Origin of the sequence: Metabacillus sp. KUDC1714, from assembly GCF_014217835.1 — a bacterium.
Lineage (GTDB): Bacteria > Bacillota > Bacilli > Bacillales > Bacillaceae > Metabacillus > Metabacillus rhizosphaerae.
This window is the reverse complement of the sequence record NZ_CP055263.1, coordinates 2,473,986-2,500,812: the sequence shown is the minus strand read 5'-3', so window position 1 is coordinate 2,500,812 and position 26,827 is coordinate 2,473,986. Positions and strand designations below refer to the sequence as shown.

General features: G+C 35.8%; 28 protein-coding genes. 8 read left to right on the top strand and 20 right to left on the bottom strand.

Annotated features, from left to right (window positions below):
• Positions 1-10: 10 nt before the first annotated feature.
• The 10 genes from HUW50_RS11840 to HUW50_RS11795 form a co-directional block, all read right to left on the bottom strand.
• A complete protein-coding gene (locus tag HUW50_RS11840; RefSeq protein ID WP_066328255.1) occupies positions 11-772 on the bottom strand; it encodes an ABC transporter ATP-binding protein in 762 nt (253 codons plus the stop codon).
• Positions 773-912: 140 nt separating this feature from the next.
• Positions 913-2,178 carry a HAMP domain-containing sensor histidine kinase gene (locus tag HUW50_RS11835; protein WP_066328252.1) on the bottom strand — a complete coding sequence of 422 codons (1,266 nt, stop codon included), beginning with the start codon at positions 2,176-2,178 and terminating at the stop codon, positions 913-915.
• On the bottom strand, positions 2,178-2,864 hold the full coding sequence (locus tag HUW50_RS11830) for a response regulator transcription factor (RefSeq protein WP_066328250.1): 687 nt from the start codon (positions 2,862-2,864) through the stop codon (positions 2,178-2,180). The genes HUW50_RS11835 and HUW50_RS11830 overlap by 1 nt, the downstream gene beginning before the upstream one ends.
• Positions 2,865-3,290: 426 nt before the next feature.
• The gene (locus tag HUW50_RS11825) at positions 3,291-4,253 is read right to left on the bottom strand and encodes a tRNA dihydrouridine synthase (protein WP_066328485.1); all 963 of its coding nucleotides are present in this window, start codon (positions 4,251-4,253) and stop codon (positions 3,291-3,293) included.
• Between the two features lie 187 nt (positions 4,254-4,440).
• The gene (rlmD, locus tag HUW50_RS11820) at positions 4,441-5,841 is read right to left on the bottom strand and encodes a 23S rRNA (uracil(1939)-C(5))-methyltransferase RlmD (RefSeq protein WP_066328248.1); all 1,401 of its coding nucleotides are present in this window, start codon (positions 5,839-5,841) and stop codon (positions 4,441-4,443) included.
• Between the two features lie 18 nt (positions 5,842-5,859).
• Positions 5,860-6,726 (bottom strand): DNA-3-methyladenine glycosylase family protein, encoded by an 867-nt coding sequence (locus tag HUW50_RS11815; protein ID WP_066328246.1) that lies wholly within the window; start codon positions 6,724-6,726, stop codon positions 5,860-5,862.
• 325 nt (positions 6,727-7,051) lie between these two features.
• Positions 7,052-8,272 (bottom strand): RNA-guided endonuclease TnpB family protein, encoded by a 1,221-nt coding sequence (locus tag HUW50_RS11810; RefSeq protein WP_083964486.1) that lies wholly within the window; start codon positions 8,270-8,272, stop codon positions 7,052-7,054.
• 150 nt (positions 8,273-8,422) lie between these two features.
• Positions 8,423-9,172: a delta-lactam-biosynthetic de-N-acetylase gene (pdaA, locus tag HUW50_RS11805; RefSeq protein ID WP_396652631.1), complete on the bottom strand. Its 750-nt coding sequence runs from the start codon at positions 9,170-9,172 to the stop codon at positions 8,423-8,425.
• 240 nt (positions 9,173-9,412) lie between these two features.
• Complete coding sequence (locus HUW50_RS11800) at positions 9,413-10,951, bottom strand: fumarate hydratase (protein WP_157094308.1); 1,539 nt, start codon at positions 10,949-10,951, stop codon at positions 9,413-9,415.
• A 272-nt stretch (positions 10,952-11,223) separates the two neighbouring features.
• Positions 11,224-11,412: an SE1561 family protein gene (locus HUW50_RS11795; RefSeq protein ID WP_066328242.1), complete on the bottom strand. Its 189-nt coding sequence runs from the start codon at positions 11,410-11,412 to the stop codon at positions 11,224-11,226.
• Positions 11,413-11,548: 136 nt separating this feature from the next.
• Between HUW50_RS11795 and yfkAB the strand changes: the two genes are divergently transcribed.
• Positions 11,549-12,670, top strand: a complete 1,122-nt coding sequence (gene yfkAB, locus HUW50_RS11790) for a radical SAM/CxCxxxxC motif protein YfkAB (RefSeq protein ID WP_066328241.1) — start codon at positions 11,549-11,551, stop codon at positions 12,668-12,670.
• Positions 12,671-12,679: 9 nt separating this feature from the next.
• On the top strand, positions 12,680-13,528 hold the full coding sequence (locus HUW50_RS11785) for a mechanosensitive ion channel family protein (protein ID WP_066328240.1): 849 nt from the start codon (positions 12,680-12,682) through the stop codon (positions 13,526-13,528).
• Between the two features lie 63 nt (positions 13,529-13,591).
• On the opposite strand, the gene HUW50_RS11780 is transcribed toward HUW50_RS11785, so the two are convergent.
• The 5 genes from HUW50_RS11780 to HUW50_RS11760 all read right to left on the bottom strand — a co-directional run bounded on the left by HUW50_RS11780 (position 13,592) and on the right by HUW50_RS11760 (position 18,624).
• Positions 13,592-14,839: a TolB family protein gene (locus HUW50_RS11780; protein ID WP_083964485.1), complete on the bottom strand. Its 1,248-nt coding sequence runs from the start codon at positions 14,837-14,839 to the stop codon at positions 13,592-13,594.
• Between the two features lie 104 nt (positions 14,840-14,943).
• Positions 14,944-15,738 carry a YfkD famly protein gene (locus tag HUW50_RS11775; protein WP_185653936.1) on the bottom strand — a complete coding sequence of 265 codons (795 nt, stop codon included), beginning with the start codon at positions 15,736-15,738 and terminating at the stop codon, positions 14,944-14,946.
• Positions 15,739-15,805: 67 nt separating this feature from the next.
• Positions 15,806-16,414, bottom strand: coding sequence for a YczE/YyaS/YitT family protein (locus HUW50_RS11770; RefSeq protein ID WP_311774048.1), 609 nt, complete (start codon positions 16,412-16,414; stop codon positions 15,806-15,808).
• Between the two features lie 458 nt (positions 16,415-16,872).
• On the bottom strand, positions 16,873-17,928 hold the full coding sequence (gene cax / locus HUW50_RS11765; protein ID WP_066328227.1) for a calcium/proton exchanger: 1,056 nt from the start codon (positions 17,926-17,928) through the stop codon (positions 16,873-16,875).
• Positions 17,929-18,243: 315 nt separating this feature from the next.
• A complete protein-coding gene (locus HUW50_RS11760) occupies positions 18,244-18,624 on the bottom strand; it encodes an OsmC family protein (protein ID WP_066328220.1) in 381 nt (126 codons plus the stop codon).
• A gap of 147 nt (positions 18,625-18,771) precedes the next feature.
• On the opposite strand from HUW50_RS11760, the gene HUW50_RS11755 reads away from it, so the two are divergent.
• Positions 18,772-19,968 (top strand): MFS transporter, encoded by a 1,197-nt coding sequence (locus tag HUW50_RS11755; RefSeq protein WP_066328215.1) that lies wholly within the window; start codon positions 18,772-18,774, stop codon positions 19,966-19,968.
• Between the two features lie 150 nt (positions 19,969-20,118).
• Positions 20,119-20,265: a BH0509 family protein gene (locus tag HUW50_RS11750; protein ID WP_066328473.1), complete on the top strand. Its 147-nt coding sequence runs from the start codon at positions 20,119-20,121 to the stop codon at positions 20,263-20,265.
• Positions 20,266-20,522: 257 nt separating this feature from the next.
• Here the strand turns inward: HUW50_RS11750 and HUW50_RS11745 are convergent, their stop codons facing one another.
• The 3 genes from HUW50_RS11745 to HUW50_RS11735 are packed head-to-tail and all read right to left on the bottom strand — an operon-like array spanning position 20,523 to position 22,172.
• Positions 20,523-21,344 (bottom strand): YihY/virulence factor BrkB family protein, encoded by an 822-nt coding sequence (locus tag HUW50_RS11745; RefSeq protein WP_066328214.1) that lies wholly within the window; start codon positions 21,342-21,344, stop codon positions 20,523-20,525.
• A gap of 9 nt (positions 21,345-21,353) precedes the next feature.
• Positions 21,354-21,686, bottom strand: coding sequence for a YtxH domain-containing protein (locus HUW50_RS11740; protein ID WP_066328209.1), 333 nt, complete (start codon positions 21,684-21,686; stop codon positions 21,354-21,356).
• Positions 21,687-21,701: 15 nt separating this feature from the next.
• Positions 21,702-22,172 carry a low molecular weight protein-tyrosine-phosphatase gene (locus HUW50_RS11735; protein ID WP_066328208.1) on the bottom strand — a complete coding sequence of 157 codons (471 nt, stop codon included), beginning with the start codon at positions 22,170-22,172 and terminating at the stop codon, positions 21,702-21,704.
• A 206-nt stretch (positions 22,173-22,378) separates the two neighbouring features.
• Here HUW50_RS11735 and HUW50_RS11730 point away from each other — a divergent pair, with 206 nt between their 5' ends.
• From HUW50_RS11730 to HUW50_RS11720, 3 genes are all read left to right on the top strand, one after another.
• The gene (locus HUW50_RS11730; RefSeq protein ID WP_066328206.1) at positions 22,379-23,740 is read left to right on the top strand and encodes an alanine/glycine:cation symporter family protein; all 1,362 of its coding nucleotides are present in this window, start codon (positions 22,379-22,381) and stop codon (positions 23,738-23,740) included.
• 100 nt (positions 23,741-23,840) lie between these two features.
• Entirely contained in the window at positions 23,841-24,065 is a 225-nt protein-coding gene (locus tag HUW50_RS11725; protein ID WP_066328204.1) for a DUF1128 domain-containing protein, read from the top strand.
• Positions 24,066-24,123: 58 nt separating this feature from the next.
• A complete protein-coding gene (locus HUW50_RS11720) occupies positions 24,124-24,273 on the top strand; it encodes a hypothetical protein (RefSeq protein WP_157094307.1) in 150 nt (49 codons plus the stop codon).
• A gap of 110 nt (positions 24,274-24,383) precedes the next feature.
• Here HUW50_RS11720 and HUW50_RS11715 read toward each other — a convergent pair whose 3' ends face one another.
• Entirely contained in the window at positions 24,384-24,899 is a 516-nt protein-coding gene (locus HUW50_RS11715; protein WP_066328194.1) for a type 1 glutamine amidotransferase domain-containing protein, read from the bottom strand.
• 396 nt (positions 24,900-25,295) lie between these two features.
• On the opposite strand from HUW50_RS11715, the gene HUW50_RS11710 reads away from it, so the two are divergent.
• Positions 25,296-25,781: a GNAT family N-acetyltransferase gene (locus HUW50_RS11710; RefSeq protein ID WP_185653935.1), complete on the top strand. Its 486-nt coding sequence runs from the start codon at positions 25,296-25,298 to the stop codon at positions 25,779-25,781.
• Here the strand turns inward: HUW50_RS11710 and HUW50_RS11705 are convergent.
• Positions 25,776-26,711 (bottom strand): alpha/beta hydrolase, encoded by a 936-nt coding sequence (locus HUW50_RS11705; RefSeq protein ID WP_066328190.1) that lies wholly within the window; start codon positions 26,709-26,711, stop codon positions 25,776-25,778. The genes HUW50_RS11710 and HUW50_RS11705 overlap by 6 nt on opposite strands.
• Between the last annotated feature and the right edge of the window lie 116 nt (positions 26,712-26,827).

The following is a 26,827-nucleotide window of genomic DNA, read 5'->3' as shown; positions in this document are numbered from 1 at the left end:
AATCTTCACCTTACCACCCCATTTCTGCAAGGAAGTGTTTGAGCTTTCCATGGCGCTCAAATTTCTCATTCTCACTGTATACACCTAAATGCAAGTCACCGCAAATTACGCCATCTCTCAAATATATAATTCGATTTCCACGTAATGCAGTTTTAATATCATGAGTTACCAAGACAATACTTTGTCCATTACGATTTACATTCGTTAATACATCTAAAACACGATCACTAGATGCAGAATTTAACGCACCAGTTGGTTCATCTGCAAATAATACTTTCGGGCTGTTAATTATTGCTCTTACAATCCCAACTCGTTGTGCCTCACCACCAGAAAGCTGAGTTGGAAATTTAGACCATGAGTTTTCACTAATCCCTACTTGTAGTAATCGTTCTTTCGCTTTTTTAACGAGTTCCCGCTTATTTTTATTTATTAAAAGACCACTTGCCAGTACATTATCGAGTACGCTCATATTGTCTAGTAAATAAATTTGTTGGAAGACAAAGCCACAATGATTTCTTCTAAATACCGCTAATTGGTCGTTGCTTAAATTAGCTAAATTTTTTCCAGCAAAATCGATTTCACCTAATGTCGGTTTATCCATACCACTAATTGCGTAAAGTAAAGTAGATTTCCCAGACCCTGAACTCCCCATTATGATTGTAAAATCCCCTTCTACTAAACTGATATCTAGGTTTTTTAAAACATGCTGCTGAATTCCACCGCTAGAGAAGGTTTTACACAGCTTCTCCGTTCTAATAATTGTTTTTGTCATAATTTGCTCCCATCCCCCTTTATTTTAATATTTCTTATTTTCGCGCTATAAAAAAAAGACTGTAAAGTAGATTACAGTCTTATCATACAAAATGAGTTCTTATTAAGTCTTTGTGCAATTCTTAACTAATTCTTAATTCATCATGCAAGCTTGATTTTCAATGCTACTGTAAAACCATCTTCTCGGTTGTAACAGCTAATATGGCCATACATATTTTCCATGAAGTACTTTGATATATATAGACCAAGTCCTGAACCATTCTTACCTTTCACATTTCTTCCTCGATAATATTTATTGAACAGGAGAGGTAATTCTTCTTCACTAATTCCTGATCCGAAGTCTATAACGTGGAGTTCAAGATAACCCTGATAGATTTGAGACTTAATAGTGACCTTTGTACCTGCATATTTATATGAATTACTTATAATATTGTCTATTACCTGCTGCATACGGACGGGATCCGTTAAAATAATACATTGTGGAATTGGATCATAGAAGATTTGATCATCATAATTGACGTTCTCAATCATATCAACAAGCATTTCACTCGATACTTCAGTTACCGTTAATTTTAATTGTTGCAGTTCTTCTAATGTGGCGTGAAACATATCCGTAACAAGTAAGTCAATTTGCTCTGCTTTCGAATAGATCGTATTCACTTGCTTAATCACCTTATCCTCATTTGCCTGCATTAGCATTAATTCACTAATCGCTTTGATTGAAGCGACAGGTGTCTTAACATCATGACTTAATGTAGCCACAAGCTCTTTCTTACTACGATTGGATTCATACTCTCTTTGGCGTGCACACCCTAGTTCTTCACGCAATAAATCAAAACTTTCCGTGAACGCACCAAAGTAATTGTTCTTGTCCATATTTAAAGGTATATCTAGATTCCCTCTAGCAACGCTCGCTGCAAAATTTTGAAGCTGCTGAAATGGTTTCAATATCGTTCTATAAATATAGATAATATAAAGAATACTAAAAATCATTAATACACCAAATATCAAACTTACAAATGTGACCAATTCACTTTTCATTTGTTGCACTATTTCTTGTTCGTTGTTGTGAATAATTATTTTCCCTACACTCTCGTCATCTTGCTTCAGATCTATAATTGTGTCCCTATTTTTTATGGAATCGTATAAATCGATAAAGTGATTATCTGATGTTTGATAAATCACGTTTCCCAAATGATCTATTATAGAAAATGGTTGTTTTAAGTCACTGTTTTGAAAAGTTTCTTCACTAACTTGTCCCCAATTTTTCTCGACAGTTTTAATCACATCATTTATGGCTACAACATCTACATCTGTAAAATTTTTATTTTTAATAACTATTACGGAGAGAACAATACTCACACTAAAAACAACCAGAATTGTTACAATTAGAAATTTTATTTTCATTAGTTGCTATCCTCTAGAACATATCCTGTTCCCCAAACAGTTTTTATAAATTGCGGATCCTTTGGATTACTCTCAATTTTCTCCCGTAAATGGCGAATATGAACATTTAGGGTCCCATCCCCTACAAAAGAATCTTCCCATACATTTTGAAACAATTCATCTTTTGTGATGATCCGGTTTTTATTTTTTGCAAGGTAAGACAGAAGTTTATATTCCATCGTTTTTAGTTGAATAACAACACCATTTACTCGTACACGGTGCAGCTTTGTATCAATTTGGATCTGTCCAAACTCTAAAACTTCTTGTAGGTTACTAGAACCACTGCCATATCTTTTGAGTACTGCTTTTACTTTTGCTAGTAAGATGCTTAATGTATATGGCTTTTGAATGTAATCGTCTCCACCTATGTTTAGCGCAATTAGAACATCATCATCGCTAGAACGTGCACTGATAAAAAGAATCGGAACCTGCGTTGTTCGGCGCAATTTTTTACATAAATCAAATCCAGAAGAATTCCCAAGATTAATATCAAGAAGAATCAATGATGGTTCATGTTCCTTCAAAAAACGTTCACACTCTTCAGTACCTGTCACAAATGCCGTTTTGACTTCAAACATATTAAAATATTCACAAGTTGTTTCAGCTAAAGCAATCTCATCATCAACAATCAAACAATCTAATTTCATCGTAAAACTCCTAGAAAAAGATTATCCTAGTTTGTTAACAGGATATTTACAGTATACATTAGAGACAATAGAAATTCGATGAAATACTGAATCGGCAAGGTTTTGAGCAGAAAAAGACCCCGAAATCGCAAAAGATTTTTCAAACGAAATCAGGGTCGGTTTAGCAAGAGTTTATTTATAGGTTACATTTTTAAAACTCACTGTGACACACACTCCACATGGGCAGATGCATTTGGCAACACAAAGGTGCTGGTGGGTTTATTACATTCTTAAGATCTTTTTCTTTTTAGAAAACAGACTTTATCAAAACAAAAGTTGCCGCTGCAAAGGAACTTGAAACTGAATAAAATAAGTACATATGAGTTGATGTGATTCATTTTTTCTCTAAATTTTTGAGAGTTACATCATTTCACTGTCCCCGTTCCATCAACATTCTTTTTCAAAGTTATCAAGCAATGCACGCACTTCATCTGTTGATTTCGTGTTCATCAATTGATTTCTTAATTCACCAGCTCCACGGAATCCTTTGACATAAATCTTGAAAAAGCGATGAAGCCCTGTGATTGAACGTGGTAGTGCTTCCGCATATTGATCTTGAAGATCAAGCTGCAGTCTTAAAAGATCAAGGTATTCTTTACTGCTATGCTCTTTAGGCTCTTTTTCAAAAGCAAAAGGATTTTTAAAAATACCTCGCCCGATCATAACGCCATCAATTCCATATTGTTCAGCAAGCTGCAGCCCAGTTTGACGATCAGGAATGTCTCCATTGATTGTTAGCAGCGTATTTGGTGCGATACGGTCACGTAATTTTTTAATTTCCGGAATTAGCTCCCAATGCGCATCTACTTGGCTCATTTCCTTTCTTGTACGTAAATGAATAGAAAGGTTCGCAATATCCTGTTTTAAAATATGCGTTAACCACTCCTCCCACTCCTGAACGTCCTTATAGCCAAGTCGTGTTTTCACGCTGACAGGCAGTCCGCCCACTTTTGCTGCTTGAATAAGTTCTGCGGCAACGTCTGGACGCAGAATTAGGCCACTACCCTTCCCTCTCGATGCTACATTCGGTACAGGGCAGCCCATATTAATATCGATGCCTTTAAATCCTAGCTCTGCCATGCCAATACTCATTTGACGGAAATATTCGGGATTATCCCCCCAAATATGTGCCACCATTGGCTGTTCATCTTCTGTAAAAGTCAAACGGCCACGCACACTTTTCATGCCCTCTGGATGACAATAGCTATCCGAGTTTGTAAACTCTGTGAAAAATACATCCGGTCGACCGGCTGCACTAACTACGTGACGAAAAACAACATCTGTCACATCTTCCATTGGTGCAAGTACAAAAAATGGTCGTGGTAAATCACGCCAAAAATTATCTATCATTTCAAACTCAAATCCTCTCACTATGGATACAACTTCAAACTCTCGGTCCAAAGATATAAAGCCAAATGTTCTATTTCTTTTACACTTATATCATGCTTAATAACTTATTATCAAACACAAGTACATTTGAACATTTATAATTTGTTAAAAACTATTGAGAAAATCGCACAAAGGCAACTAGCGATTGTTAGTTGCCTTCTTTTAAAATGAGTTGCGAGACGCACTCCACATGTGCCGTATGCGGAAACATATCCACCGGCTGAATATACTCAACCTTATAATCCTTGGACAAATAATCTATATCCTTAGCAAGCGTTGAAGGATTACATGAAACATAAACAAACTTCTTCGGCTTCACCTTTTTTATCGCATCCAACAACTTACGGTCACATCCGGTCCTTGGAGGATCGACAACTACAACATCTGGGCGCCATCCTTCATCAACCCATTTTGGAAGCCAATGTTCCGCAGTTCCTGTTACATAGGTCGCATTCTCAATTTCATGCCTTTTTGCATTATACTGGGCATCAATAATCGCGGCTTCAATTGTATCCATCCCACGAACTTCGCTAGCACCACTTGCTAGCCATAACCCAATTGTTCCTACACCACAATATGCATCAGCAATTTTTTCCTTACCAGTAAGGTTTGCTGCCTTTTTCACCTCGTCGTATAGCTTAACGGTTTGAACAGGATTTAGCTGGAAGAAGGCACGTGCTGAAAGTTCGAAGCTAAGATCTCCAAGTGTTTCTTGGATTACTTCCTCACCACTAAGGTGAATCGTTTTTTCTCCAAAGATTAGAGAAGTCTTATTTCCATTTATGTTTTGCACGAGTGATTTTACTTCTGGTAATCTTTTCTGAATCTCAGCCATAATTAATTTTTTACGCGGAACTTCTTTTTGCGTTGTAATTAGAACCACTTGAACTTCACCTGATTGAAAACCTGCACGGGTCACAATTGTTCGGACAATACCCTTCCGTTTTCGTTCATCATAGATTGGTACATTGAAGTCTTCGAGAATTTGTTTTACTTCCTCTGATACTTTATTTGTTAGTGGATGCTGAACCATACAATTTTGAATTGGAATTAATCGGTGTGAGTCAAGACCATATAAGCCTGCAATTACCTTCCCATTTTTTTGTTGGCCGACTTGAAATTGACTTTTGTTGCGATAATTCCAAGGCTCTTCCATACCAATGGTAGGACGAATATCGAGTTTATCTACCTTTAGCTTTGTATGACGTTCCATCGACTGCAAAACGATATCCCGTTTTTCCTTAAGCTGTTGGTCATAAGCTAAATGCTGAAGCTGACATCCTCCACATTCTTCATAAATTGGACATGGTGGTTTTACCCGGAAAGGTGATTGCTTACGAATTTTTTTTACTATTCCCTCTGCGAATTTCGGTTGAATCTTTGTAGCTTCAACTAGTACCTCTTCGCCTGGAAGTGCACCAGGTACGAAGACAACCTGCCTTTTAAAATATCCAACTCCTTCCCCATTGATTCCTAGCCTTTTAATTGTTAACGGAAAGGTTTGACCTTGGGTTATTTTTATTTGATTGTCCTGCTTTTTATCTTTCATTATTAAAACGCTCCGTTTCTACTCAATGCTTCTCCATAAATATAATGTAGCGTAGCTTAAATATGGCGCCCATAGCTTACTATATTGATCCATTTCCTCACTTGTTGGCTTTCTCTCAAGGTTGAAATGCTTTTGAATGGCTTTTTGAATCCCAATATCAGCTTTCGGAAAAAGGTTTGGTCGCCCTAATCCTGCTAATAATAGATTTTGAACTGTCCAAGGGCCAATCCCCCGTACTTTGATTAGCTTTTTCATAATCTCTTCATCAGACAGCATGTCCAGTTCGGATAAATTTAACTTCCCCTGTGAGATAAGTCGTGAAGTATCAATGACATATTCTGCTTTTCTACCACTGAATTGCAAAGCCTTTAAGTCTTCATACTCTAAAGCTGCTATAGTTTCCGGTTTTGGATAAAACCAAACATCGTCAACTTGATAGCCAAATGTAGTCACAAATCGCTTTGTTAATGTGTGAGCAAACGCTAAATTCAACTGTTGATGAATGATACATTTCATTAAACAGCTATAAAGATTAAATTCTAACACAATTGGTGTCCCTGCATGCTGCCTAAAGATTTCTGCAATGTTTGTTGATTGAAAGTGTAATCCAAGTGTATGTAATGAAAAATCCCACTGAAAGATCCTTTGCACTGCCTTTAACGCAAGTTCTTTCACACTTTCATCACTTCCACTAATTTCAAAGCTAGGATTCATTATTGAACCAACAGCTTGTACTTTTATGACAAAAGGATTTTCGTCTATGACTACTGGAACCTTTACAAATCTATCATCTTTATTAAGAAAAATAACAGGATCTAATGAAAGTCGATCTAACACTCGATCAAAATCATATGGGCCTTCGGCTGCAACAATTTCCTTCCACATTGCTTTCGCATCCTTTGCTTCTTTTTATTGCCTATTATAGCATTACGTAATGTTTGCTTTCTATGACCAACAAAAAACCCTGTGAGATCTATCATGAACCTCTCACGACTAAAGTCGCGAGTTTCTAACAGCCCTTCGGACTGAAAATAACTCGATTATTTGACCTTATTTATGCCGTAAAATTCCTGTTTCATTGAGAACTGCATTCCATTATAGAACGTCTTACACTCTCTCCATTAGTAAGCCGGAGCTCACTAAACAGCACCTTTGATGCTGACAGGCACACCCCGCAGTTCCTGCGGTGAAATAGAAAATATTATGCTGGTTATGGAAGGTTTTGCAATATGCGAATGCCTTCTTCTTTTATATTTTTCGCTGAATTTTCATCTCTATCATGTTCTGTACCGCAGTTTGGGCACACCCAAATACGATTAGAAAGGGATAAAAGTGTATTTTTACTTTTACAACTATTACATTGCTTCGAAGAGGCAAAGAAACGGTCAATGAGTACAACTTTTTTACCATCCCAATTAGCTTTGTAAGAAACAAAGGCAACAAACATTGACCAACTTACATCGGAGATACTACGAGCCAATTTTTTGTTTTTAATGAGACCTCTTACATTTAAATCCTCCAACACGATAACTTGGTTTTCGTTAACGAGTTTCCTTGATTGTTGGTGCAAAAAGTCTTTTCGAGTATTACTGATTTTTAAGTGTAGTTTTGCTATCTTTTTTTGCAGTTTTTTGTAATTAGAAGAACCCTTTATTTTGTTTTTTAATTGACGTTGTAATTTTGCTAATTTGTACAGATCGTTTTTTAAATAACGGGGATTATCGATTTTATTCCCATTAGAGTCAATTAAAAAATGGGTTAAACCCAAGTCGCAGCCGATGATTTGGTCATCAGAAATAGAAGACCAATCTGTTTCTTGTTTCATTGGGATTACTTCTTCTAATTTCATTGAAATATGGACTTGGCCACTGCTATGAATGGAAACAGTAGCACCTTTAATTTGAGCGTTAAAGCCATTTTCCTGATACAATTTACGTTGTTTCTTTGAAAATTTAACTTTAACCCACCCAATTTTAGGGAGTTTGACTTGATTATTTTCAACATCTAGTTTGATGTTTCCGTTTGTTGATTTGGTAGAGAAACTTTGTTTAGAATTATGTTTTGATTTAAACTTCGGATATTTGTTTTGCCCTTTAAAAAAGCGGTCAAACGCATCCTCCACTTGTTCCATCCCACACTCTAAAACAAATTTATCTGTTTGTTTTAACCAAAGAAATTCAGGATGGTCTTTCAGTCCATTAAACGCTTTTTTGAACTCACCATATTTGAGAGTTTCTCCCGTTTTACGGTAAACCTCTTGTTTTTCATTAAGGTAAAAATTATATGCAAAACGAGCACAACCAGCAAATTGATACATTTTCTCTAATTGTTCAGGCGTTGCTATGGCACGCATTTTAAATCCATAATGGTGTAATTGAACTCCATCTTTCGCTAGTTCTTTATTACGTTGTTTTACTGTTTTACGTGCCATGTCCACACCCCTTGCTCGATAAGATATAAGATAGTTAAATTATAACAATAGGAACACTTGTTTGTATTTAGTTTTTCATTTTATTTTAAAAAAAATTAAAAAAAACGCCCTAACCCATCACTGAAGTAACGGGTGTGCGGGCGTTGATTATCAAAGGGAAAATAAATAAGGGTGATCGATCATTTTATTGATCATCAAATCATCCAAGCTTTTAAAAATATAGCCTTGCTTCTCTAAATCAACAATTGCTTGATCAAGCGCTTCAGCATTATCTTTCGAAACTGTGTGAAGCAAAAGAATCGACCCTGGATGGATTTGGCGCATTATATTATCGTAAGAGTATTTCCAACCCTTTTGTGCATCAACTTTCCAATCTATAAATGCTAATGACCAAAAGACAGTTGTGTAACCAAGCTCCTTAGATTTAGCGAGAACTCGTTCACTAAAGATCCCCCTTGGTGGACGCAGATAGCTCATCCCTTTTTGCCCAGTAAGCTCCTCAACTTTTATTCGCACGGACTCAAGTTCCTCTTTAAGCTGCTGATCACTTTGTGTTGTTAAATCCGGATGATACCAAGAGTGATTCCCAACGATATGCCCTTCTTTTACCATCCGTTTTACCAATTCTGGTTCAGTGTTTAAATAATGACCTGTGATAAAAAATGTAGCAGGAACATTTCGTTGCTTTAATACATCAAGTACTTTAGCTGTATATCCATTTTCATATCCATTATCAAACGTTAAGTAAATTTCCTTTTTTGTAGGATCACCTAAATAAAACGAACCATATTTGCTTAAGAGGTCATCTAATTCCTTACCAGCAGAAGCAGGCTCATGATTTTGACTCTTCTTAAATCCCCAATGAATTGGTTTATTGGATTGGGCGGAAACAGTACTCATAGAAAGAAAAATGAGACAAAATAAACTAACAGCGATGGACCATTTTTTCATCTTTGTTCTCTCCTCATTATTGTCATTATGTATAGTGTTTATTTAGAGAGAATTTCCATACTGAAAAAAAATTCCAAGGATTATTTGTTCTAGATTTTAGAGGTCTAATGATTTAGTTTAATGATATGCTCCCACTCACATCAAAAAAGAAGACCCAGGTCACCCAAAGTCTTCTTCTCAATCAATTATTTATTTAAATACTGGCTCTTTGAATTGCGCAAGCTTCTCTAATGAAGATTTATCAACATCTGCATGTAGACTATTACCATGAGAGTCCATTGTAACAACAGCGGTAAAGCCTTCTACTTTCAAGTGCCACATTGCTTCTGGGATACCGAATTGCATAAGGTCGACACCTTCAACAGATTTGATACAATCTGCATAGTATTGCGCGGCTCCACCAATAGCATTTAAGTACACTCCACCGTGCTCACCTAGGGCTTTTAGTGTTTTTGGTCCCATGCCACCTTTTCCAATAACTGCCCGAATTCCGAAGCGCTTCATAATGTCACCTTGATAAGGTTCCTCGCGAATACTTGTTGTTGGTCCAGCTGCTTTTACATGATAGTTGCCGTCTTCATCCTTCATCATTACAGGACCACAGTGGTAAATAACTTGTCCATTTAAATCAACTGGTGAGTCATTTTCAGAAAGATATTTATGGATCGCGTCACGTCCTGTATACATCATGCCGTTAATTCGAACAACGTCTCCAACTTTTAGCTCTCTAATTTTCTCTTCTGTAATTGGTGCTTCAAGAACAACTTCTCTCGTTTGAAGGGTTTGTTCTTCAGTAGCTGCCACTTCATCATGACCAAAATCAATCTCTTCTCCATCTTGGTATAGCCACTCATTAATTGAACCATTGTCAGGATCAATGAATACACCAAGTCGACGATATGCCCAACAATTGTAGGCAACCGATACAAAGAAGCTTGCTGGGATACGGTTGATTACACCAATTTTACAGCCAAGTAATGTTGTTTCTCCACCGAAGCCCATTGTACCAATTCCTAGTTCATTAGCATGTTCAACTACATATTCTTCAAGCTGACGTAAGTCTTCACGTTGATTTACATCATCTACTCTTCTAAAGAGCTGTTCTTTAGCTAGTTCATAGCCACTAGTACGATCTCCGCCAATTCCTACTCCGATAAACCCGGCACTACAGCCTTGTCCTTGTGCTTGGTAGACAGAGTGCATAATACATTTGCGAATACCATCAAGGTCTCGTCCAGCTTTCCCAAGACCATCAAGTTCACAAGGTAAGCTGTACTGGATATTTTTATTTTCACAGCCACCGCCTTTTAAAATAAGACGAGCATCAATATAGTCATTTTCCCATTGCTCAAATTTAATAACAGGTGTTCCATCTCCTAGATTGTCCCCACTGTTATCACCTGAAATTGAATCTACTGAGTTTGGTCGAAGTTTTCCATCTTTCGTTGCTTGTTCGATTGCACGCTTTATTTCTTTTTTCATCGCTAGTTGATTAGCACCAACTGGAACCTTTAATTTAAATGTAGGTAGGCCTGTATCCTGACAAATAGGTGAAATATTGTCATCAGCCATTTTTATATTATTCGTAATTGTTGCAAGTGACATCGCTGAACGAGTTCCAGCGCTTTCTCGTTGCTTTGCAGCTGCAATTGCTCGTCTTACGTCTTTTGGTAAGTTAGTCGATGTTTCTACAATTAATTGATACATACTTTCATAAAAGTTCTCCATCTCGATTCTCCCCTTATAGAACAGCAAGCGTCACGACATTTTGTCAGTGAACGATGAACTGCTTCTTTATTTAGTCTCATTTTCAGTTTTGTTAACTTTCGGTCTTTTCTCTCAATTTTTATTATACTCCTTCCCATATTTGTTGAAAAGATGTATTCAAAGCGCTTTCAGCTTAACTAAGATATCGACCGTTCCACAATAAACTACACCTTTCTCGAAAATCTCTCCACCAAATAAAAAAGAGCCGGCACAATTGTGTCCAGCTCTCCCACTTATTTTTCCCAACCCTTTTTAAACTGATCATGCTTAAATTCAAGGTCATCAAGCATTTGTAATAAACGATCTATATCATCTACATCTGTAGATTCAGGATCCATTGAGTCAAGTACTTCTAAAAACATATTTAAGCGATTTTTTAAATAAGATAGTTGTGAATCTTTATCTTGAACTGCGTTACCCATCTTATCTCTCCTTTCAGATAATTTAATCGTAGCTTAAACGTAATTTTTTGACAACCATATTTCCAACTCCCACCTATGATAACGAATAGGGTTCATGATAAAATGGTTGTTATGCTATAAATAAAGGAGTATCCTCATGAATGCTATAAAATCTTTAAAACAAATTTCAACTTCATTTGACCCATGGGAAGCTTACTTAGATGTTGAGCAATATGGAAAAATGTCGTTGACAAATATTGAGTTCACAACTACTACACTATGCAATATGCGTTGTGAGCATTGTGCTGTTGGCTATACATTACAACCTAAGGATCCTAACGCTCTGCCACTTGAGCTTCTATTAAAAAGATTAGATGAAGTACCTACACTCCGTTCTTTAAGCATTACCGGTGGAGAACCGATGCTCTCGTTAAAATCAGTTGAGCAATACGTTGTTCCTCTTTTGAAGTATGCCCATGAACGTGGAGTGCGTACACAAATAAATTCAAATTTAACACTTGACTTAAAGCGATATGAAAAAATCATTCCTTACTTAGATGTATTACATATTTCTCATAATTGGGGAACGATCGAAGAGTTTGTAGAGGTTGGATTTGCTGTAATGGATCGAAAACCAACTTATCAGCAAAGAGCTGCATTATTTGAAAGAATGATCGAAAATAGCCGCGCTCTCGTTAAAGCAGGTGTGATTGTATCAGCTGAAACAATGCTTAATAAGCGGACACTCCCCTATATAGAAAAGATCCATAAACAAATCGTTGAAGAGATGCTTTGTCAGCGCCATGAAATCCATCCTATGTATCCAAGCGATTTTGCAAGTAGCTTAGAAACGCTATCCTTATCAGAAATGCGAAATGCAATTCATCATTTATTAGATATCCGTGATGAAAATGTTTGGATGCTATTTGGAACATTACCGTTTTATGCATGCAGTAATGAGCAGGTTGATTTAGAATTAATTAATCGCCTTCGTCAAAGTAAAAACGTAACGGTTCGAAATGACCCTGACGGCCGTTCACGTCTTAATGTTAATATTTTCGATGGAAGTATTATCGTTACTGACTTTGGTGATGCACCTGCATTAGGTAATATTCAAGATAATACACTCCAATCTGCATACGATAAGTGGATGGAGTCTAAATTAGCGAAGTCGCTTAATTGCCATTGTCCTGAAGTAAAATGTCTAGGACCAAATATACTTGTAAAGAATAGCTATTATCAAGATGTTGATTTTTCTACACGAAAATCAAATATATAAGGTGACCAAATGGAGCAATTAAAGGAACTCATGGATTTGAAAGTCTTTCATATTTTACTTGTTGCCGTTATTTTATGGATTAGTGTTTTTCTCATAAATATTATTATCGGTAAATTTTTCCAAAAGACAAACTTTATTGAAGAACGAAAAGAAAAAACAATTGAGAGTATGATCCGGTCTTTAACTAAGTATACAGCCTCAATTAGTTTTATTTTGTATGTAGTTTCTCAATTTGTTGATAACTTTGGCTCAATTATCGCTGGTGCTGGGGTTGCTGGAATTATCATTGGTTTTGGTGCACAAAGCCTTATAAAGGATATTCTAGCCGGATTGTTTTTCATCTATGAAAAACAGATTCATCAAGGTGACTTTATCACAATTAATAATACGTTTAATGGGACAGTTGAAGAAATTGGCCTTCGCTCTTTAAAGGTACGTGAATGGAGTGGAAAGCTTCTTACCATTAGTAACGGGGAAATTAAACAAATCCAAAATTATAATATCGACAGAATGAGGGTAATTGAACGAGTGATTGTAAGGTTTCGAGAAAATCCTGAAAAAGTATGGTCTGTCCTTGAGAAGGCATGTGTAAAAATTAATCAAGAATATGACCACTGCTTAAAGCGAGATCAAGAGGATTGTGTCATTGAGCCCTTTCAACTATACGGAATAACTTCATTAAATTCAGGATATCGTGGATATGAATATACGATTACTGGACTTGTTGATGATCAAGCCTATTGGAGTACTGCTAAAGAAGCAAGAAAGATAATTGCCCAAACACTCTATGATGAAAAAATTGGTCTTGCGGAGGAGCAAATCTTACTGAATCAACATGAAGACTCTAGCTCAAGATGATTAGTGAAATAAATAAGAACTGAATCCGAAAATGATTCAGTTCTATTGTTTTATTTACCTACTCTATTCATCGTAAAGTGTAATCACATCAATATTTTCCAACCACTTTTTAGCATTGGCACCATTCGTATCTGAAATCCATATATCGCGATTCTCATCGGTTATTGACTTCCCTCTAAACCAAATGAGCTTTTTAGCAGATTGAATACTCATTGGATTATAATCGCCAAAGCCCACTGGTGGCTTGGATATTCTCTCCTGCTTGTTATTATCAATATTTACTGAATACAGAGAAGGTAATGGATGCTCATTAAAGTCATTTGACCACTCCTTTTCTTTTACTCTGGAAGTAACAATTGAATGGTCATTAATCCATGTGAAATCTAGCTCTGTGTAATTTTGCGGGGTAAGTGAGCCTGATACTGGCATTTCCTTAATCTTCAAGTCTTTATCTTTAAAACCAAATACAATTCTACCGCCTCCAGCAATATAGGCGATGATATCTTTTGTTGGTGCCCATTTTGGTTCACCAACTCCAAAGATTACTTCATCTAATACTTCAAATTTTTCCCCTTCTCTTGAAATGACACAAAGCATATTGCTATCCATCGACCAGGAAGCTGTTGGTGAAACAATGAAGGAAATCCACTTGTTACTAGGTGAGAATTCAAAATTATCGGCATATATAGCAATGATTTTCTTTTTATTAATGCCAATCTCTTTTGGAAGAGTAAAAAAATGATCTACTCCACCAAATAAAATAATATCATCGTAAGACTCATTTACCTTTTTAGTATAAAGAATCGCACTTGTCCACCCATCTGGTCGGAGTACTCCCGCAGACGAAAGTAAAAATCCACTTCCATCAGGTAACCAGGTGTAACTGTCAACACCAGTTGCCATATTATAAAATCGTTTAAAATTTGAAATATTTAATATACCCTTTGCATTAAAAGCTATGACATTTTTACTTGGTGACCATGAAGGAGAATATCCATCATAAAAAATTTTCTTCTTTACACCAGATTCAATATGATAAGCCCATACTTCAACCTGTTGTCCATTATCTTGTGCTTCAGAAGAGTTTTCAATTTGATATGCTAGCCAGGTTCCATCATGTGACCATTGAAGAGTTGGATAAACTCTCCCTGTATTCGTAATTTGTTTTTCTTCCCCATTAACCAATGTCCACAAATCACCATCACGTATAAACGCAATTTTAAGATCCTTTAGTTCGGATATACCTCCAGCTACTATTATATTTGGAAAAAGTATTGCCATAATAATGACAAAGAAAATAACTCTATACACTCTCTTGCACTCCTTAACCATATAGACATTAAAAGATACGATTTTTGCATAAAAAGCCTATTAAAAAGACCAACACGCACTGCGCATTGATCTCCTTTTTGTTTTTATCTAGGTCGGTCTGATGTCACAAAACCAAAAGATGCATGGTCTTGCAATGGAATCCAAGCACCAATTCCTTGTGAGGTAATATTTTTTACAACAATGCTTTTTTTGTTTCCTTTTAGCACTAAGTAAACTTCTCCATATGTTACTTTTCCTTTTTCATTAACTGCAGGCGCATATGCATATAAATAGCCAAGTTTTTTTGATGGAATATTATATACTTGGTCCTTTTTCGTTCCAGCACCAATAATCGTCTCAAATGAAAGTGGCAGATTTGTTTTCTGCATCGCCTTTAAGAGCATCATTTTTTTCACATGCTCCGACTCAGGTACTTTTGCAGTTAGTCCACCTTTAATAGACTTCTGTGCTTCCTGCTTATAATGTACCTGAACAGGTGATTTCCCACCACGATTATCTTGATAGTTTGTATTAATTTTTTGATATTCCCAATTTGTTGCAGTTTCAGTGGATTCGTAATTTAGCGCCCATTGTCCTAAAAATATCGTTGCGCGATATCCAAATGCAAGAGGAGCATCGGAAATCGTCGTCTCATTTAGGATCCTGATTAAATCGGGGTTTTCAATTGGAACATCTGACGTATCAATTAAGCTTTTAGTTAGCTCACTTGGTTGAAGATATGGCAAATCCTGTGTTGGATTCGGATACGTATTTTCCTTTGATATCTCCATAACCGAACTTGGAATCTTTGGCTTTTGTTGTTTTCCCTCTGCTAGAACAGCACTTGAAAAACTAAATGATAAAAGCAATACTAGAGAAACGAGCAACCATTTTTTCATACTTTCTACTCCTTTCAAAATGCTTACCATTAGTGTTTTCAAGTGTGAATTTGTTTATCCAATTTTTTTATCTTTTGAGTAACATTTCATATCTTTTTGATACTGGAATGTTAATATATTGAATAATAGGTCCGATGAGGAATGTAATAATAATCGTCCCTATTCCAATTGGGCCTTGTAGGAAAAATGCTAGTATTAACGCACATACCTCACCTATTGTTTTAGACACCATGAAGTTTAAATGAAACCTTTCATGTAATGAAATCATTAATTGATCAATAGGATTTGCAGGGAATTTAGTTTGAAGGTACATCGCTACACCAATTGCAATAAAGACAATACCACCTATGAGTGAAAAAACTTTATATATAAGCAACTCAAATTGAAAATTCTCCAATACAACCAACAACCAAAAATCAACTGAAAATCCAATTAGTAAAATTGTTGCTAACGCAAGTAGCTTAGGCTTCCCACGCACAATAAATGCATTTAAAAACATTAAGACAATTCCTATAATAATGACCCAACTACCAACTGTTAGTCCTATTTTAGTAGAAAGTCCAACGTTCAATGCATCCCATGCTCCTGCGCCGAGATCAGCTTTAATTGTTAAAGTTACTCCAAACCCCATTAAAAAAAGGCCAATTAAATAAAATAAAATTCTTATTTTCATCATCAGTTTCCTTTCTTGCAAATGCTATACATTATGCGTAGCATTTTACTTTAAGACATGTTATTCAAATAAATAAACAGAATATTTACAAACCTTATAAAATGATGTATGATAATATCATACGAAAGATTATCACCTAGTAATTTGGCAATGTTTTTTTGCAAGCGTTACCAATATCTCTAGTTATCTGTTTCGTCCTACACATTGTAAGACTCTGTGCATTTGCACAGAGTCTCTTTTTATCTTCTAATACTATCATATCCTTCTACAAATCCACAGTAAATATTGCTTAATTATCCAAATCTATCAGCATTATGTAAACAAATGACAAGCAGTAATCTTGTTTTTCACCTTAAATTCCTAAAGTGGCTGCACAAATAAAAAAGAAGTGAAAATCTTATTGATTCACACTTCTTTCTCAATATGGTTATTCACATAATCATTTAGTAGCATTAACATTTCTATAGTAGATAAAATCCAATCCCCATAATGATATAAGCTGCTAATAGTGTTGCACCTTCAAACCAGTTTGTATCTCCATCATTTGTTATCGAAATCGTTAATAGTACAGCTGTAACCATAGAGATCAATTCTGGTAACGTGAAGACTAGCGGCATATTTTGAGGAAAAAAAAGTGAAATTAACACTAATACTGGAGCAACAAACATTGCTACTTGCAATGTTGATCCAACAGCAATTTCTACAGCAATGTTCATCTTATTTTTATAGGCCATAATAATTGCAGATGCATGTTCTGCTGCATTTCCAACAATCGCTACAATGATAACACCAATAAATAACTCTGACCATCCAAACTTCTCACCAACCGATTCAAACGTATGGACAAGATTTTCAGATACGTATGCTACTGCAACTGTTGAAAGCAATAAAATAACAAGGGCCTTCATCTTTGACCATTCTGGTTCCTCATGTTCTTCAACAAGATCTGTCTTATGCTGATACACTCCACGATGTGTAACAAGCTTGAAGAACAATGCAGCTAAATAAAGAATAATTAGAATGACAGAAATCCCTATACTCAGTGATAACGTTTTTGTTTCGTTCATATCCATCGCAAATACTTCAGGAATAACAAATGCAACAATTACCGCGAACATTAAAAGTCCTGAATTATGACGAGCATCATAAACATTAAACTCCTGGCGCTTAAATTTCAATCCACCAACAAAAAAACTTAAGCCAGCTACTAAAAGAAGGTTCCCTAATACAGAACCAGTCAAGGAAGCTAACACAACCCCCACTAACCCAGCTTTTAAAGCAAAAATTGAAATAATTAACTCAACAGCATTTCCAAACGTTGCATTTAACAATCCGCCGACCCTCGGACCTGTTACGATTGCCAAACTTTCTGTTGCTCTACCCATAAAACCAGCGAGGGCAATAATTGTTAGGCAATAAACACCAAACATAACTACTGAGGGCCAGTGAAATATGCTCCCTAAAACTGAAAGTGGAATACCAATTAAAACAACAAGCGTAAAAATTCGATTTACCAATAGATTCACCTATCCTCACATTTAAAATGATACTTTTCTACAATTGAGACAATACCTTTTCTACATAATTTAAAAACCTATAAATACGATTGATGTAACATTTGCACTTTAAGTTGTATTATAATTGTTTTCGTCTATACAGGAAGTAATATCCTTTTAAGTATTTATTAACCAATATAAAATTTTATGTGTAAACAGTTTGTCATGATATTTTATGGAATAAATAAGAAATTTATCCAAAGAATTAATCGAGGAAGAAATGAAAGGGACTGACCATCTAAAGAGGAATGGTTCAGTCCCTATAACGGAGTAGCCTTAAATTAGTTCAAACGTTTCTTCAATCTTAATACTTTCCTTAACTGATTGAGCCATTGGACAATTTTTACTTGCTAGTTCAATTGACTGTTGGATCTTATTAGGGTTTAAATTGTTTCCCTTAATACGGTAATGGATATGTATTTTTTCAATTCGATTTGCTTCTGCTTCAATACGTTCAACCTTTGTTGAGATCGTCATATCATCTATTTCAATTCTTTTTTTCGTTAATATCTTTCTCAAAACACCACCACTACATACGGCGATTGAGGCTACCATAAGCTGATAAGGACGGTAACCATAAGCCTCATCTCCAGCTACATGCAATTCGCCATATTCTGTTGTTGTATGAAAGCCGACTTCCTTCATTTTAAATTCCACACTATTCACTCCTGCTTTTTTAACATAATTGTATATGAAAAATTTTTTATAGGAAAGTTTGTTGATTCTTTTGTTTCTTGTAATCTTTCTTATTTCATTATACTATTCAGATGGTAACCTATATTTTTAGAAACAGGGGTAACTACAATGAATAAACAGCGCATGAGATTTTGGATACTGATATCGATTGTTGGTATATCAGGATTTAGCCAAGGAATGCTACTTCCTTTAATTGCAGTTATTTTTGAAAACAATGGCGTTTCATCTGCGTTAAACGGCTTGAACGCAACTGCATTATATATTGGTATACTTTTAGTATCACCTTTTATGGAATATCCTCTTCGAAAATTTGGCTTTAAACCAATTATTCTCCTTGGCGGACTATTAGTTGCCGTGTCACTTGGGTTATTTCCAATTTGGAATTCATTTTGGTTTTGGTTCATTCTCCGTCTTTTGATTGGAATTGGTGATCATGCCTTACATTTCGGGACACAAACATGGATTACATCTTTTTCACCAGAAAATAAACGTGGAAGAAACATATCTCTTTATGGCTTATTCTTTGGAATTGGTTTTTCAATGGGACCATTAATGACTCCTTTATTACACTTACATGAGACATTACCATTTATTGTATCTTCTGTACTTTGCTTTATCGGATGGCTTTTAATATTCCTGTTAAAAAATGATTTTCCTGAACAAACAATTGAAGTAAATTCAATAAATGAAACGATGAAACGATTTCGAAATGCTCTTAAATATGGTTGGGTGGCATTTTTACCTCCTCTTGGTTACGGTTTTTTGGAATCATCACTGAATGGAAGCTTTCCTATCTATGGATTAAGAATCGGACTAGAAGTTTCTAGTATTTCTATCTTATTATTTTCATTTGCCATAGGAGCAATTGTTTTTCAACTACCACTTGGTTTACTCAGTGATAAATTTGGAAGAAGAACGATTTTAATGGCGATACTTTTCCTTGGCTTCGTTAGCTTTACGTCCGCAAGTTTTCTTGAAGAGTCTGTTATCGCATTAACAATTTGTCTTTTTATTGCAGGAATGGTCGTTGGCTCAACCTTTTCCCTAGGAATTAGCTATATGACCGACCTAATGCCAAAAAATCTATTACCTACAGGGAACTTATTATGTGGAGTCGCATTTAGTGTCGGTAGCTTAGCAGGTCCCTATGTTGGTGGAGTTTTTATCGAGTATACAGAGAACATTAGCTATTTCCTCATTATTAGTAGTATGTTATTAATGATTTTCATCGCAATTACGGCCTTTAAACCTAGCCAAGTCTCACAAAGTCAAATGAAGAATGAAAAAGTTTCACTCTCAAATTAAGATCGAAGCTGACAATCCGTCAGCTTCTTTTTATTCCGAAACTTTTTTCAATATTTACAAAATATGTTTGAACATTTTGTTTCAACTGTTATATAATACAATTAATAATAATAAACTGTACCATAACAATAAAGGGAGTTGGTTGAAATGATGAACAGACAAGAGCGAAAGAATATGATCCAATTTATTGAAAGAATGAAGGACATTGACAAAGACTCACTTATTTATATGACAGATGCGGATATCGAACATATTTATAGCGCAGTATATAACAGTTATATCGAGCTTGCTGAATAGAAAAAAACGGCTGACTAGGAAGTATTCCATTGTCAGCCGTTTTTGTTATTTAATGATAGCCATTTTGTCCGTTTGCGCTACCACTTGTCTTATTTTTTGGCTTGTGTTTTGAATTTTGTTTATTGTGGCTTCCGCCCTTTTTCGTTTGTTTTGTCATTCTTAATCCCCCGCTTTCATGGAAGTAAAGACTATTTGTCTTCAATAATTACTATTCCACAGGAGTTGTGACTTTATGTGAATTAATAAATGGAAACCTTTTAAGCTGCATGCTTCCTTTTATATAACAGTGCATTTAGCTCTCCACCTAAGATAATGATCATTCCAGACAAATATAGCCAGATCATTAACACAATAACACCACCTATACTCCCATATGTGGCACTGTAGTTTGCAAAGTTTCCTACATAATAAGAAAAAGCCAAGGATACAACGATCCAACCTATCGTTGCTGCAAAGGATCCCGGTAATCCATCTTTAATATGTAGGTGCTTATTAGGTGCTACATAGTAAAGTGCAGTAAAGACAATAAATAAAATGATGCCACTAACGAGCCATCGTAAAGTATTCCATATTGTTAAAAACTCCTCAGAAAAACCAAAGTTCGAAAAGATAAATAACCCAATTTCCCTACCAAACACAGGTAATAATAACGCAACAACAATGACAAAGACCATTGCAACTGTCAGTAAAATTGCCATACCACGCGCAACAATAAATGATCTAGTTTCATCCACATCATATGCTTTATTAAAAGCTCTTACTATGGCATTAATTCCATTGGAGGCTGACCAAAGCGTAGCAATAATACCAAATGAGAGTAATCCACCATTTTTTTTATTTATAATTTGGTTTAAGGTACTGTCAATTAATTCTAAAGATTCTCCTGGTGCAAACTGCCTAATATTAACAAGTACATCCTCTTGTGAAATTGGTAAATATCCAATTAAAGTAATCAAAAATATAAGAAATGGAAACAACGACAAAAGGAAAAAATAAGAAAGCTGTGCAGATAACCCAGGCACTTCATCACTAGTAAATCGTTTGATTAATTCCTTTAGAAACGAGCCTTCACTTATCATGTATTCACCTCACGATTGTTGTCGTTTTGGAATGAATCTGTCCCTAGTTTCTTGAATCATATTTACTACTTGTGGTGTTGTTTCTTTTAGCTCGTTTACCTTCTCATTAATGAATGTTACATCCTCTGATACTTCCTTTACAGTATCTTTTACATCCTCAATTTTTTGCTTTACATCATTTGCAAAAGTTGCAGGTTGTTCAATATAATCCTTAATTTTAGAAGAGACCTTTTTTCCGGACTGAACAACATCTTGTCGAGTACGTTTGTCCAAAAGTGATACTGCTGCTCCGACAAGGGCTCCTACTAGCATTCCTGTTAACAACTTATTATCATTTGCCATAAAGTTGTCTCCCCTTTATAGATGATATTTTGCTTTTATTTCATCTAACAAATTTTCACAAGCCTTACTAACCATTTCATATACTTCTTCAAAATTACCAGTGTAGTAAGGGTCGGGTACATCTGCAATAGGATAATCTTCAAGATAATCGAGAAGTCGCACAATTTCACCTGTTTGTTCATACCCTGCTAGTCGTCTAATATTCCCAACGTTCTCAATATCCATGCCAATAATGTAGTTGAAGCTAGTTAAGTCCTCTGCTATTACTTGTCTTGCCTTTTGTCCTTCATAAGATATATGGTACTTGTTTAAAATATGACAAGTTCCCTCATGTGGTGGCTTTCCAATATGCCAATCACCTGTTCCAGCAGAGTCGACAACGATTTCCTTCTCTAATCCTTCCTTTTGGATTAAATGTCTCATAACAGCTTCAGCCATTGGTGATCGGCAGATGTTTCCTAAGCAAACAAATAATATCTTTATCATTATATTTCCTCCTATCTTTATCTACCCATTTTTTATTAAGAAAAAACGACAGCTCCTTATAATCATAATATTTTTCTCTTAAGATTTCCCTAATTCATTCTTTAAATTGTAGACATTTACGTTACACTCTAAGAATATCCTTCATTAAGTGGCCTAAAAGGACAGTCTTGACAAGAGGTCACATTACAATCAATTAGGGGGATGTTATGGAACAATTTGAAGCGTTCATCGGTGATGTGAGTAGCTTTGTTTGGGGTCCACCGCTTCTAATTTTATTGGTTGGTACAGGTTTATATTTAACAATCCGTCTAGGCTTTCTCCAATTTAGGATGCTGCCTTATTCATTAAAGCTTGCCTTTTCAAAAAAGCAGGACAAAAAGTCAGAAGGAGATATCTCTCACTTCCAAGCACTCATGACTGCCTTGGCCGCAACAGTTGGAACTGGTAACATTGTTGGGGTTGCAACAGCTGTCTTAATGGGTGGACCAGGAGCAGTCTTCTGGATGTGGGTTACTGCACTAGTTGGAATGGCAACGAAATATTCCGAAGCTATCTTAGCTGTAAAATATCGGGTGAAGGATAAAAACGGAGAAATGTCCGGTGGTCCTATGTACTATTTAGAACATGGATTGAAACAAAAATGGCTCGGTGTGCTATTTGCTATTTTTGGTGCGGTCGCTGCGTTTGGGATCGGAAACATGGTTCAATCTAACTCTGTTTCTGGTGTAATGAAGGCTACCTTTTCTGTACCTACTTTTGTCACAGGTATCATTATTACGATCTTTACTGCTTTAGTTATTTTAGGCGGAATAAAATCGATCGGAAGAGTAACTGCCTACTTCGTACCAATTATGGCTTTATTTTATTTAATTGCCGGATTAATTGTTTTAATTATGAATGCTAACCTTGTCCCGGATGCAATTGGTCTTATTTTTACAGATGCTTTTACAGGTGAAGCAGTCGCCGGTGGTGCACTAGGCTCCGTCATCCGCTGGGGTGTTGCACGTGGTGTATTCTCGAATGAAGCTGGTTTAGGTTCAGCACCAATTGCTGCAGCTGCTGCAAAAACAGACTACCCTGGCAGGCAAGCTCTCGTTTCAATGACTCAAGTATTTATCGATACAATTTTAATATGCTCAATAACAGGTATTACGATTGTTATGGGAGATCTTTATACAAGTGGTGCAGAAGGAAATGCCCTTACCTCAGTTACATTTGAACAATTCCTCGGCCCAGCAGGTTCAATCATTGTAGCAATCGGAATGCTATTTTTCGCTTATTCCACCATACTAGGCTGGTCCTATTACGGGGAAAAATGCTTCTCCTATCTCTTTAGCGAATCCGTTATTAAATATTATCGTTATGCATTTGTTCTGGCAGTATTCTTAGGATCCATAACAACCATTGACATAGTTTGGGGTATTGCAGACGTTATGAACGGACTAATGGCCTTCCCTAACTTAATTGGACTCCTTGGCTTATCAGGAGTAGTTGTAGCAGAAACGAAAAGATTCCTAGCAGTAGTCAAGGAAGAAAAGAAACAAGAAAAAGAAGGATCTGTCTCGTAACTCGTTGTTTAGGCTTTTGCACAAATTTTTGAATGCTTGTCAATAAATCATGTTACAATAACAGTAATTCTAGTGGATACCGAGAAAGGAATGAAGTAAGTTGAACCTAACAGAAAAATCTGTTGAAAACGTCGAGTATATGATCGAGCAAATTAAAGAAAAGCTTCGAGTTCTTAACTTTGGTGCAATTAAGCCTTCACACTTTGACGAAAATATGTATGAAGAGCTTAAAGATATTTACGACCTTGTTATGAAAAAAAATTCATTCAGCCCGAATGAAATGCAAGCGATCGTTGAAGAACTAGGAAATCTTCGCAAAGGTTAGTATTATTATTCTGACCTCTCCCTTATCTACATATTAATGGAATAAGGGGGAGGTTTTTATGTTAAATTGGTGGTTAGCAACAATCAGTTTAGGCGGATTCCTCGTAATTTCAATTGGTCTTGTTCTTTACACCTTAAAAAGTTCTGTCAGCTCGGATGATGCATATCGTGTGGATCCAATACCTAATGACGATTCCGAAAATAAGTAATGATTGAAAACCCCCTATTGAGCTTAATTCTTGCTCAATAGGGGGTTTTATTTCCAACAAATAGCTTAATTAGATGGCTTTCAGGCGTTAATTAAACGTTTGTTTAAATGTTAATTAATCAATTTCAAAGCTTCTCTTGTAAATGCAGGAAGATCCTCAGGAGTTCGACTTGTTACAAGCTGGTTTCCACAAACGACTACCTCTTTGTCATGAAAGTTTGCTCCTGCATTTTTCAAATCAATCTGAATGGATTTGTAGCCTGTTACATCTCGGCCCGTTAATGTTTCAGATGAAATCAAAAGCTGTGGACCATGACAGATTGCAAACACTGGTTTTTTGTCATCCATGAACTCCTTCGTAAAAGCTACATAACGCTCGTCTGCTCTTAATATGTCTGGAGAAAATCCACCAGGAATGAATAATGCATCAAATTGATTTGGGCTGACATCATCAATTCCAGCATCAATTTCAACTCTTGCTTTCCCCTGTTTGCCTTCTACCGTTTTACCTTTTACCTCCTCAATCACGGTTAAGCTATGTCCTCCTTCTTTAAATGCTTTGGCTGGATCAGTATACTCTACATCTTCAAATGAATCTGTTAATAATACGGCGATTTTTTTTGACATGCTGTACATAACCTCCAATTTATTTTTATATTGATCTATACCCGGGCTTGTATGGGATAAACATTTAAATTTTTTCACATCTAAATTTGTAGGGTTGTGTAATTAATGGTTTTTTCTTACATAATTGATTCAACCTATCTTTACACCTCTTATTTTGTTACCGATTGAACCATCTTAACGTTGTATTAAATCCGTTTTCAAGAGGATTGAATCACTTATTATAATTATTGAACCAATTTTCATCTTTTTTGAATCTTCTCTTGGTTATAACCCTCAATTCGGTACCGGATTGAACAAGCTGATTATATAAATTAAACCACTCCTTTTCTAAACCTCCAAAAAGGAATTCCAAATCTTATAAAGAATTAGTAATTAAAAAGGAAACGAGCTGATGTTATGAATATTAAAATAAGACAAGCAACCAAAAAGGATATCACCTTCTTATGGGACATGTTATACGAAGCGATTTATGTTGGTGAAGGTGAAGTAAGGCCTCCAAGAAGTATTTTAGATAAGCCGGAGCTTGCACATAGTGTTGAAAACTGGGGAAGGCATGGTGATCATGCTCTCATTGCCATAGATTCTGACGACAATAAAGTAGGAGCTATTTGGATCAGACTTTTTAGTGAGCAAAACAAAACGTATGGTTATGTTAATGAAAATATACCTATTCTTAGTATGGATATTTTACCCAAATATCGCGGAAAGGGTATTGGCACAAGGCTCATTCAAGAGATATGCACTCTTGCCAAGATAAATGGGTACAAAGCTGTTTCCCTTAGCGTTGACCCAGCGAATCCTGCTTTACGCCTATACGAACGATTTAATTTCAAAAAAATTGGAGTTGATGGCACTTCATGGGATATGAAAGCCAACTTATAATAAGTTGGCATTTTCCTTTAGCCAAGCTTGTTCAATGTCCTTAATAAATTCAATAACCTTTTTTTCATAGCCTTTAGGATCTGTATTATAAGCCTCAGCGTGCCCAGCTCGAGGGACCAAATATAGCTTTTTATTATCTTTCTTACGTTTAAACATATCTAAAGTCATTTGCAGCGGAATAAACGAATCTTCTTTACCGTGAATGAAAAGAATCGGAGTTTTTGTTTTTTCTAGATCCTTTATTGGTGAGATATCTGGAAAACTCCAGCCATGACGAAGCTTTACAAAAAAGCTTACCAAATCAATTAGAGGATATAATCTTAGCTTTGTATCCATTTTAAGTCTTAATCTTAATAGAGATTGAAAGTCACTAAACGAACAATCCGCAATGCAAAATTTCACACGACGATCTCGCTTACTAGCCTCTAAGGCTGAAGCAGCTCCTAGCGATTCTCCCGATAATCCAATAAATACCCCTGCCCCCATTTTTTCGGTTAAATAATCAATCCATGCTTTTAGGTCATCCTTTTCATAAAAACCATATGATGTATATTTCCCACCGCTTAATCCATGATATCTATGATCACATAACAAAACATGGAAGCCTCTTTTTTGAAACATTTCTACATATTTAAAGCTACCGAACAACGACCATGTAATACCATGTGCAATTATGATAACCTTTTTTCCCTTTTCTACAGGAAAAAACATTCCATGAAGCTTATATCCATGATATGACTGAATAAATAACTCTTCTTTTATTATCGAATGAAAAATGCTATCATCAATTTCTCCCTTTTGAATCCCTAACTTATAGGTTTTTTCATATGACACCCGTTTTGGTGAAAGAAGAAGACGGCATAATAAACACACAACCAGCATACTGACTAAAGTAACAATCAGAATTGATTGAAAAAGCCAATGCAACATCTACTTCTCCTCCCTTCTAGGCTTTTTTATATCCTATTAAAAAAGACTGAAGGGTGTGAAAAACTTTCTTACTTCTATTTCATTCAATTCAAACTAAAAACCACCGCGGTCAACCT

Coding starts and splice junctions, on each gene's coding strand:
- HUW50_RS11710 (WP_185653935.1), top strand. CDS start 25,296: ATGAATATTAAAATAAGACAAGCAACCAAAAAGGATATCACCTTCTTA.
- HUW50_RS11840 (WP_066328255.1), bottom strand. CDS start 772: ATGACAAAAACAATTATTAGAACGGAGAAGCTGTGTAAAACCTTCTCT.
- HUW50_RS11730 (WP_066328206.1), top strand. CDS start 22,379: ATGGAACAATTTGAAGCGTTCATCGGTGATGTGAGTAGCTTTGTTTGG.
- HUW50_RS11800 (WP_157094308.1), bottom strand. CDS start 10,951: ATGGAGAACTTTTATGAAAGTATGTATCAATTAATTGTAGAAACATCG.
- HUW50_RS11745 (WP_066328214.1), bottom strand. CDS start 21,344: ATGATAAGTGAAGGCTCGTTTCTAAAGGAATTAATCAAACGATTTACT.
- pdaA (WP_396652631.1), bottom strand. CDS start 9,172: ATGAGTACTGTTTCCGCCCAATCCAATAAACCAATTCATTGGGGATTT.
- HUW50_RS11810 (WP_083964486.1), bottom strand. CDS start 8,272: ATGGCACGTAAAACAGTAAAACAACGTAATAAAGAACTAGCGAAAGAT.
- HUW50_RS11785 (WP_066328240.1), top strand. CDS start 12,680: ATGGAGCAATTAAAGGAACTCATGGATTTGAAAGTCTTTCATATTTTA.
- HUW50_RS11775 (WP_185653936.1), bottom strand. CDS start 15,738: ATGAAAAAATGGTTGCTCGTTTCTCTAGTATTGCTTTTATCATTTAGT.
- HUW50_RS11825 (WP_066328485.1), bottom strand. CDS start 4,253: ATGATAGATAATTTTTGGCGTGATTTACCACGACCATTTTTTGTACTT.
- HUW50_RS11770 (WP_311774048.1), bottom strand. CDS start 16,414: ATGATGAAAATAAGAATTTTATTTTATTTAATTGGCCTTTTTTTAATG.
- HUW50_RS11740 (WP_066328209.1), bottom strand. CDS start 21,686: ATGGCAAATGATAATAAGTTGTTAACAGGAATGCTAGTAGGAGCCCTT.
- rlmD (WP_066328248.1), bottom strand. CDS start 5,841: ATGAAAGATAAAAAGCAGGACAATCAAATAAAAATAACCCAAGGTCAA.
- HUW50_RS11815 (WP_066328246.1), bottom strand. CDS start 6,726: ATGTGGAAGGAAATTGTTGCAGCCGAAGGCCCATATGATTTTGATCGA.
- HUW50_RS11705 (WP_066328190.1), bottom strand. CDS start 26,711: ATGTTGCATTGGCTTTTTCAATCAATTCTGATTGTTACTTTAGTCAGT.
- HUW50_RS11830 (WP_066328250.1), bottom strand. CDS start 2,864: ATGAAATTAGATTGTTTGATTGTTGATGATGAGATTGCTTTAGCTGAA.
- HUW50_RS11750 (WP_066328473.1), top strand. CDS start 20,119: ATGAACAGACAAGAGCGAAAGAATATGATCCAATTTATTGAAAGAATG.
- HUW50_RS11715 (WP_066328194.1), bottom strand. CDS start 24,899: ATGTCAAAAAAAATCGCCGTATTATTAACAGATTCATTTGAAGATGTA.
- HUW50_RS11735 (WP_066328208.1), bottom strand. CDS start 22,172: ATGATAAAGATATTATTTGTTTGCTTAGGAAACATCTGCCGATCACCA.
- yfkAB (WP_066328241.1), top strand. CDS start 11,549: ATGAATGCTATAAAATCTTTAAAACAAATTTCAACTTCATTTGACCCA.
- HUW50_RS11720 (WP_157094307.1), top strand. CDS start 24,124: ATGTTAAATTGGTGGTTAGCAACAATCAGTTTAGGCGGATTCCTCGTA.
- HUW50_RS11755 (WP_066328215.1), top strand. CDS start 18,772: ATGAATAAACAGCGCATGAGATTTTGGATACTGATATCGATTGTTGGT.
- HUW50_RS11795 (WP_066328242.1), bottom strand. CDS start 11,412: ATGGGTAACGCAGTTCAAGATAAAGATTCACAACTATCTTATTTAAAA.
- HUW50_RS11835 (WP_066328252.1), bottom strand. CDS start 2,178: ATGAAAATAAAATTTCTAATTGTAACAATTCTGGTTGTTTTTAGTGTG.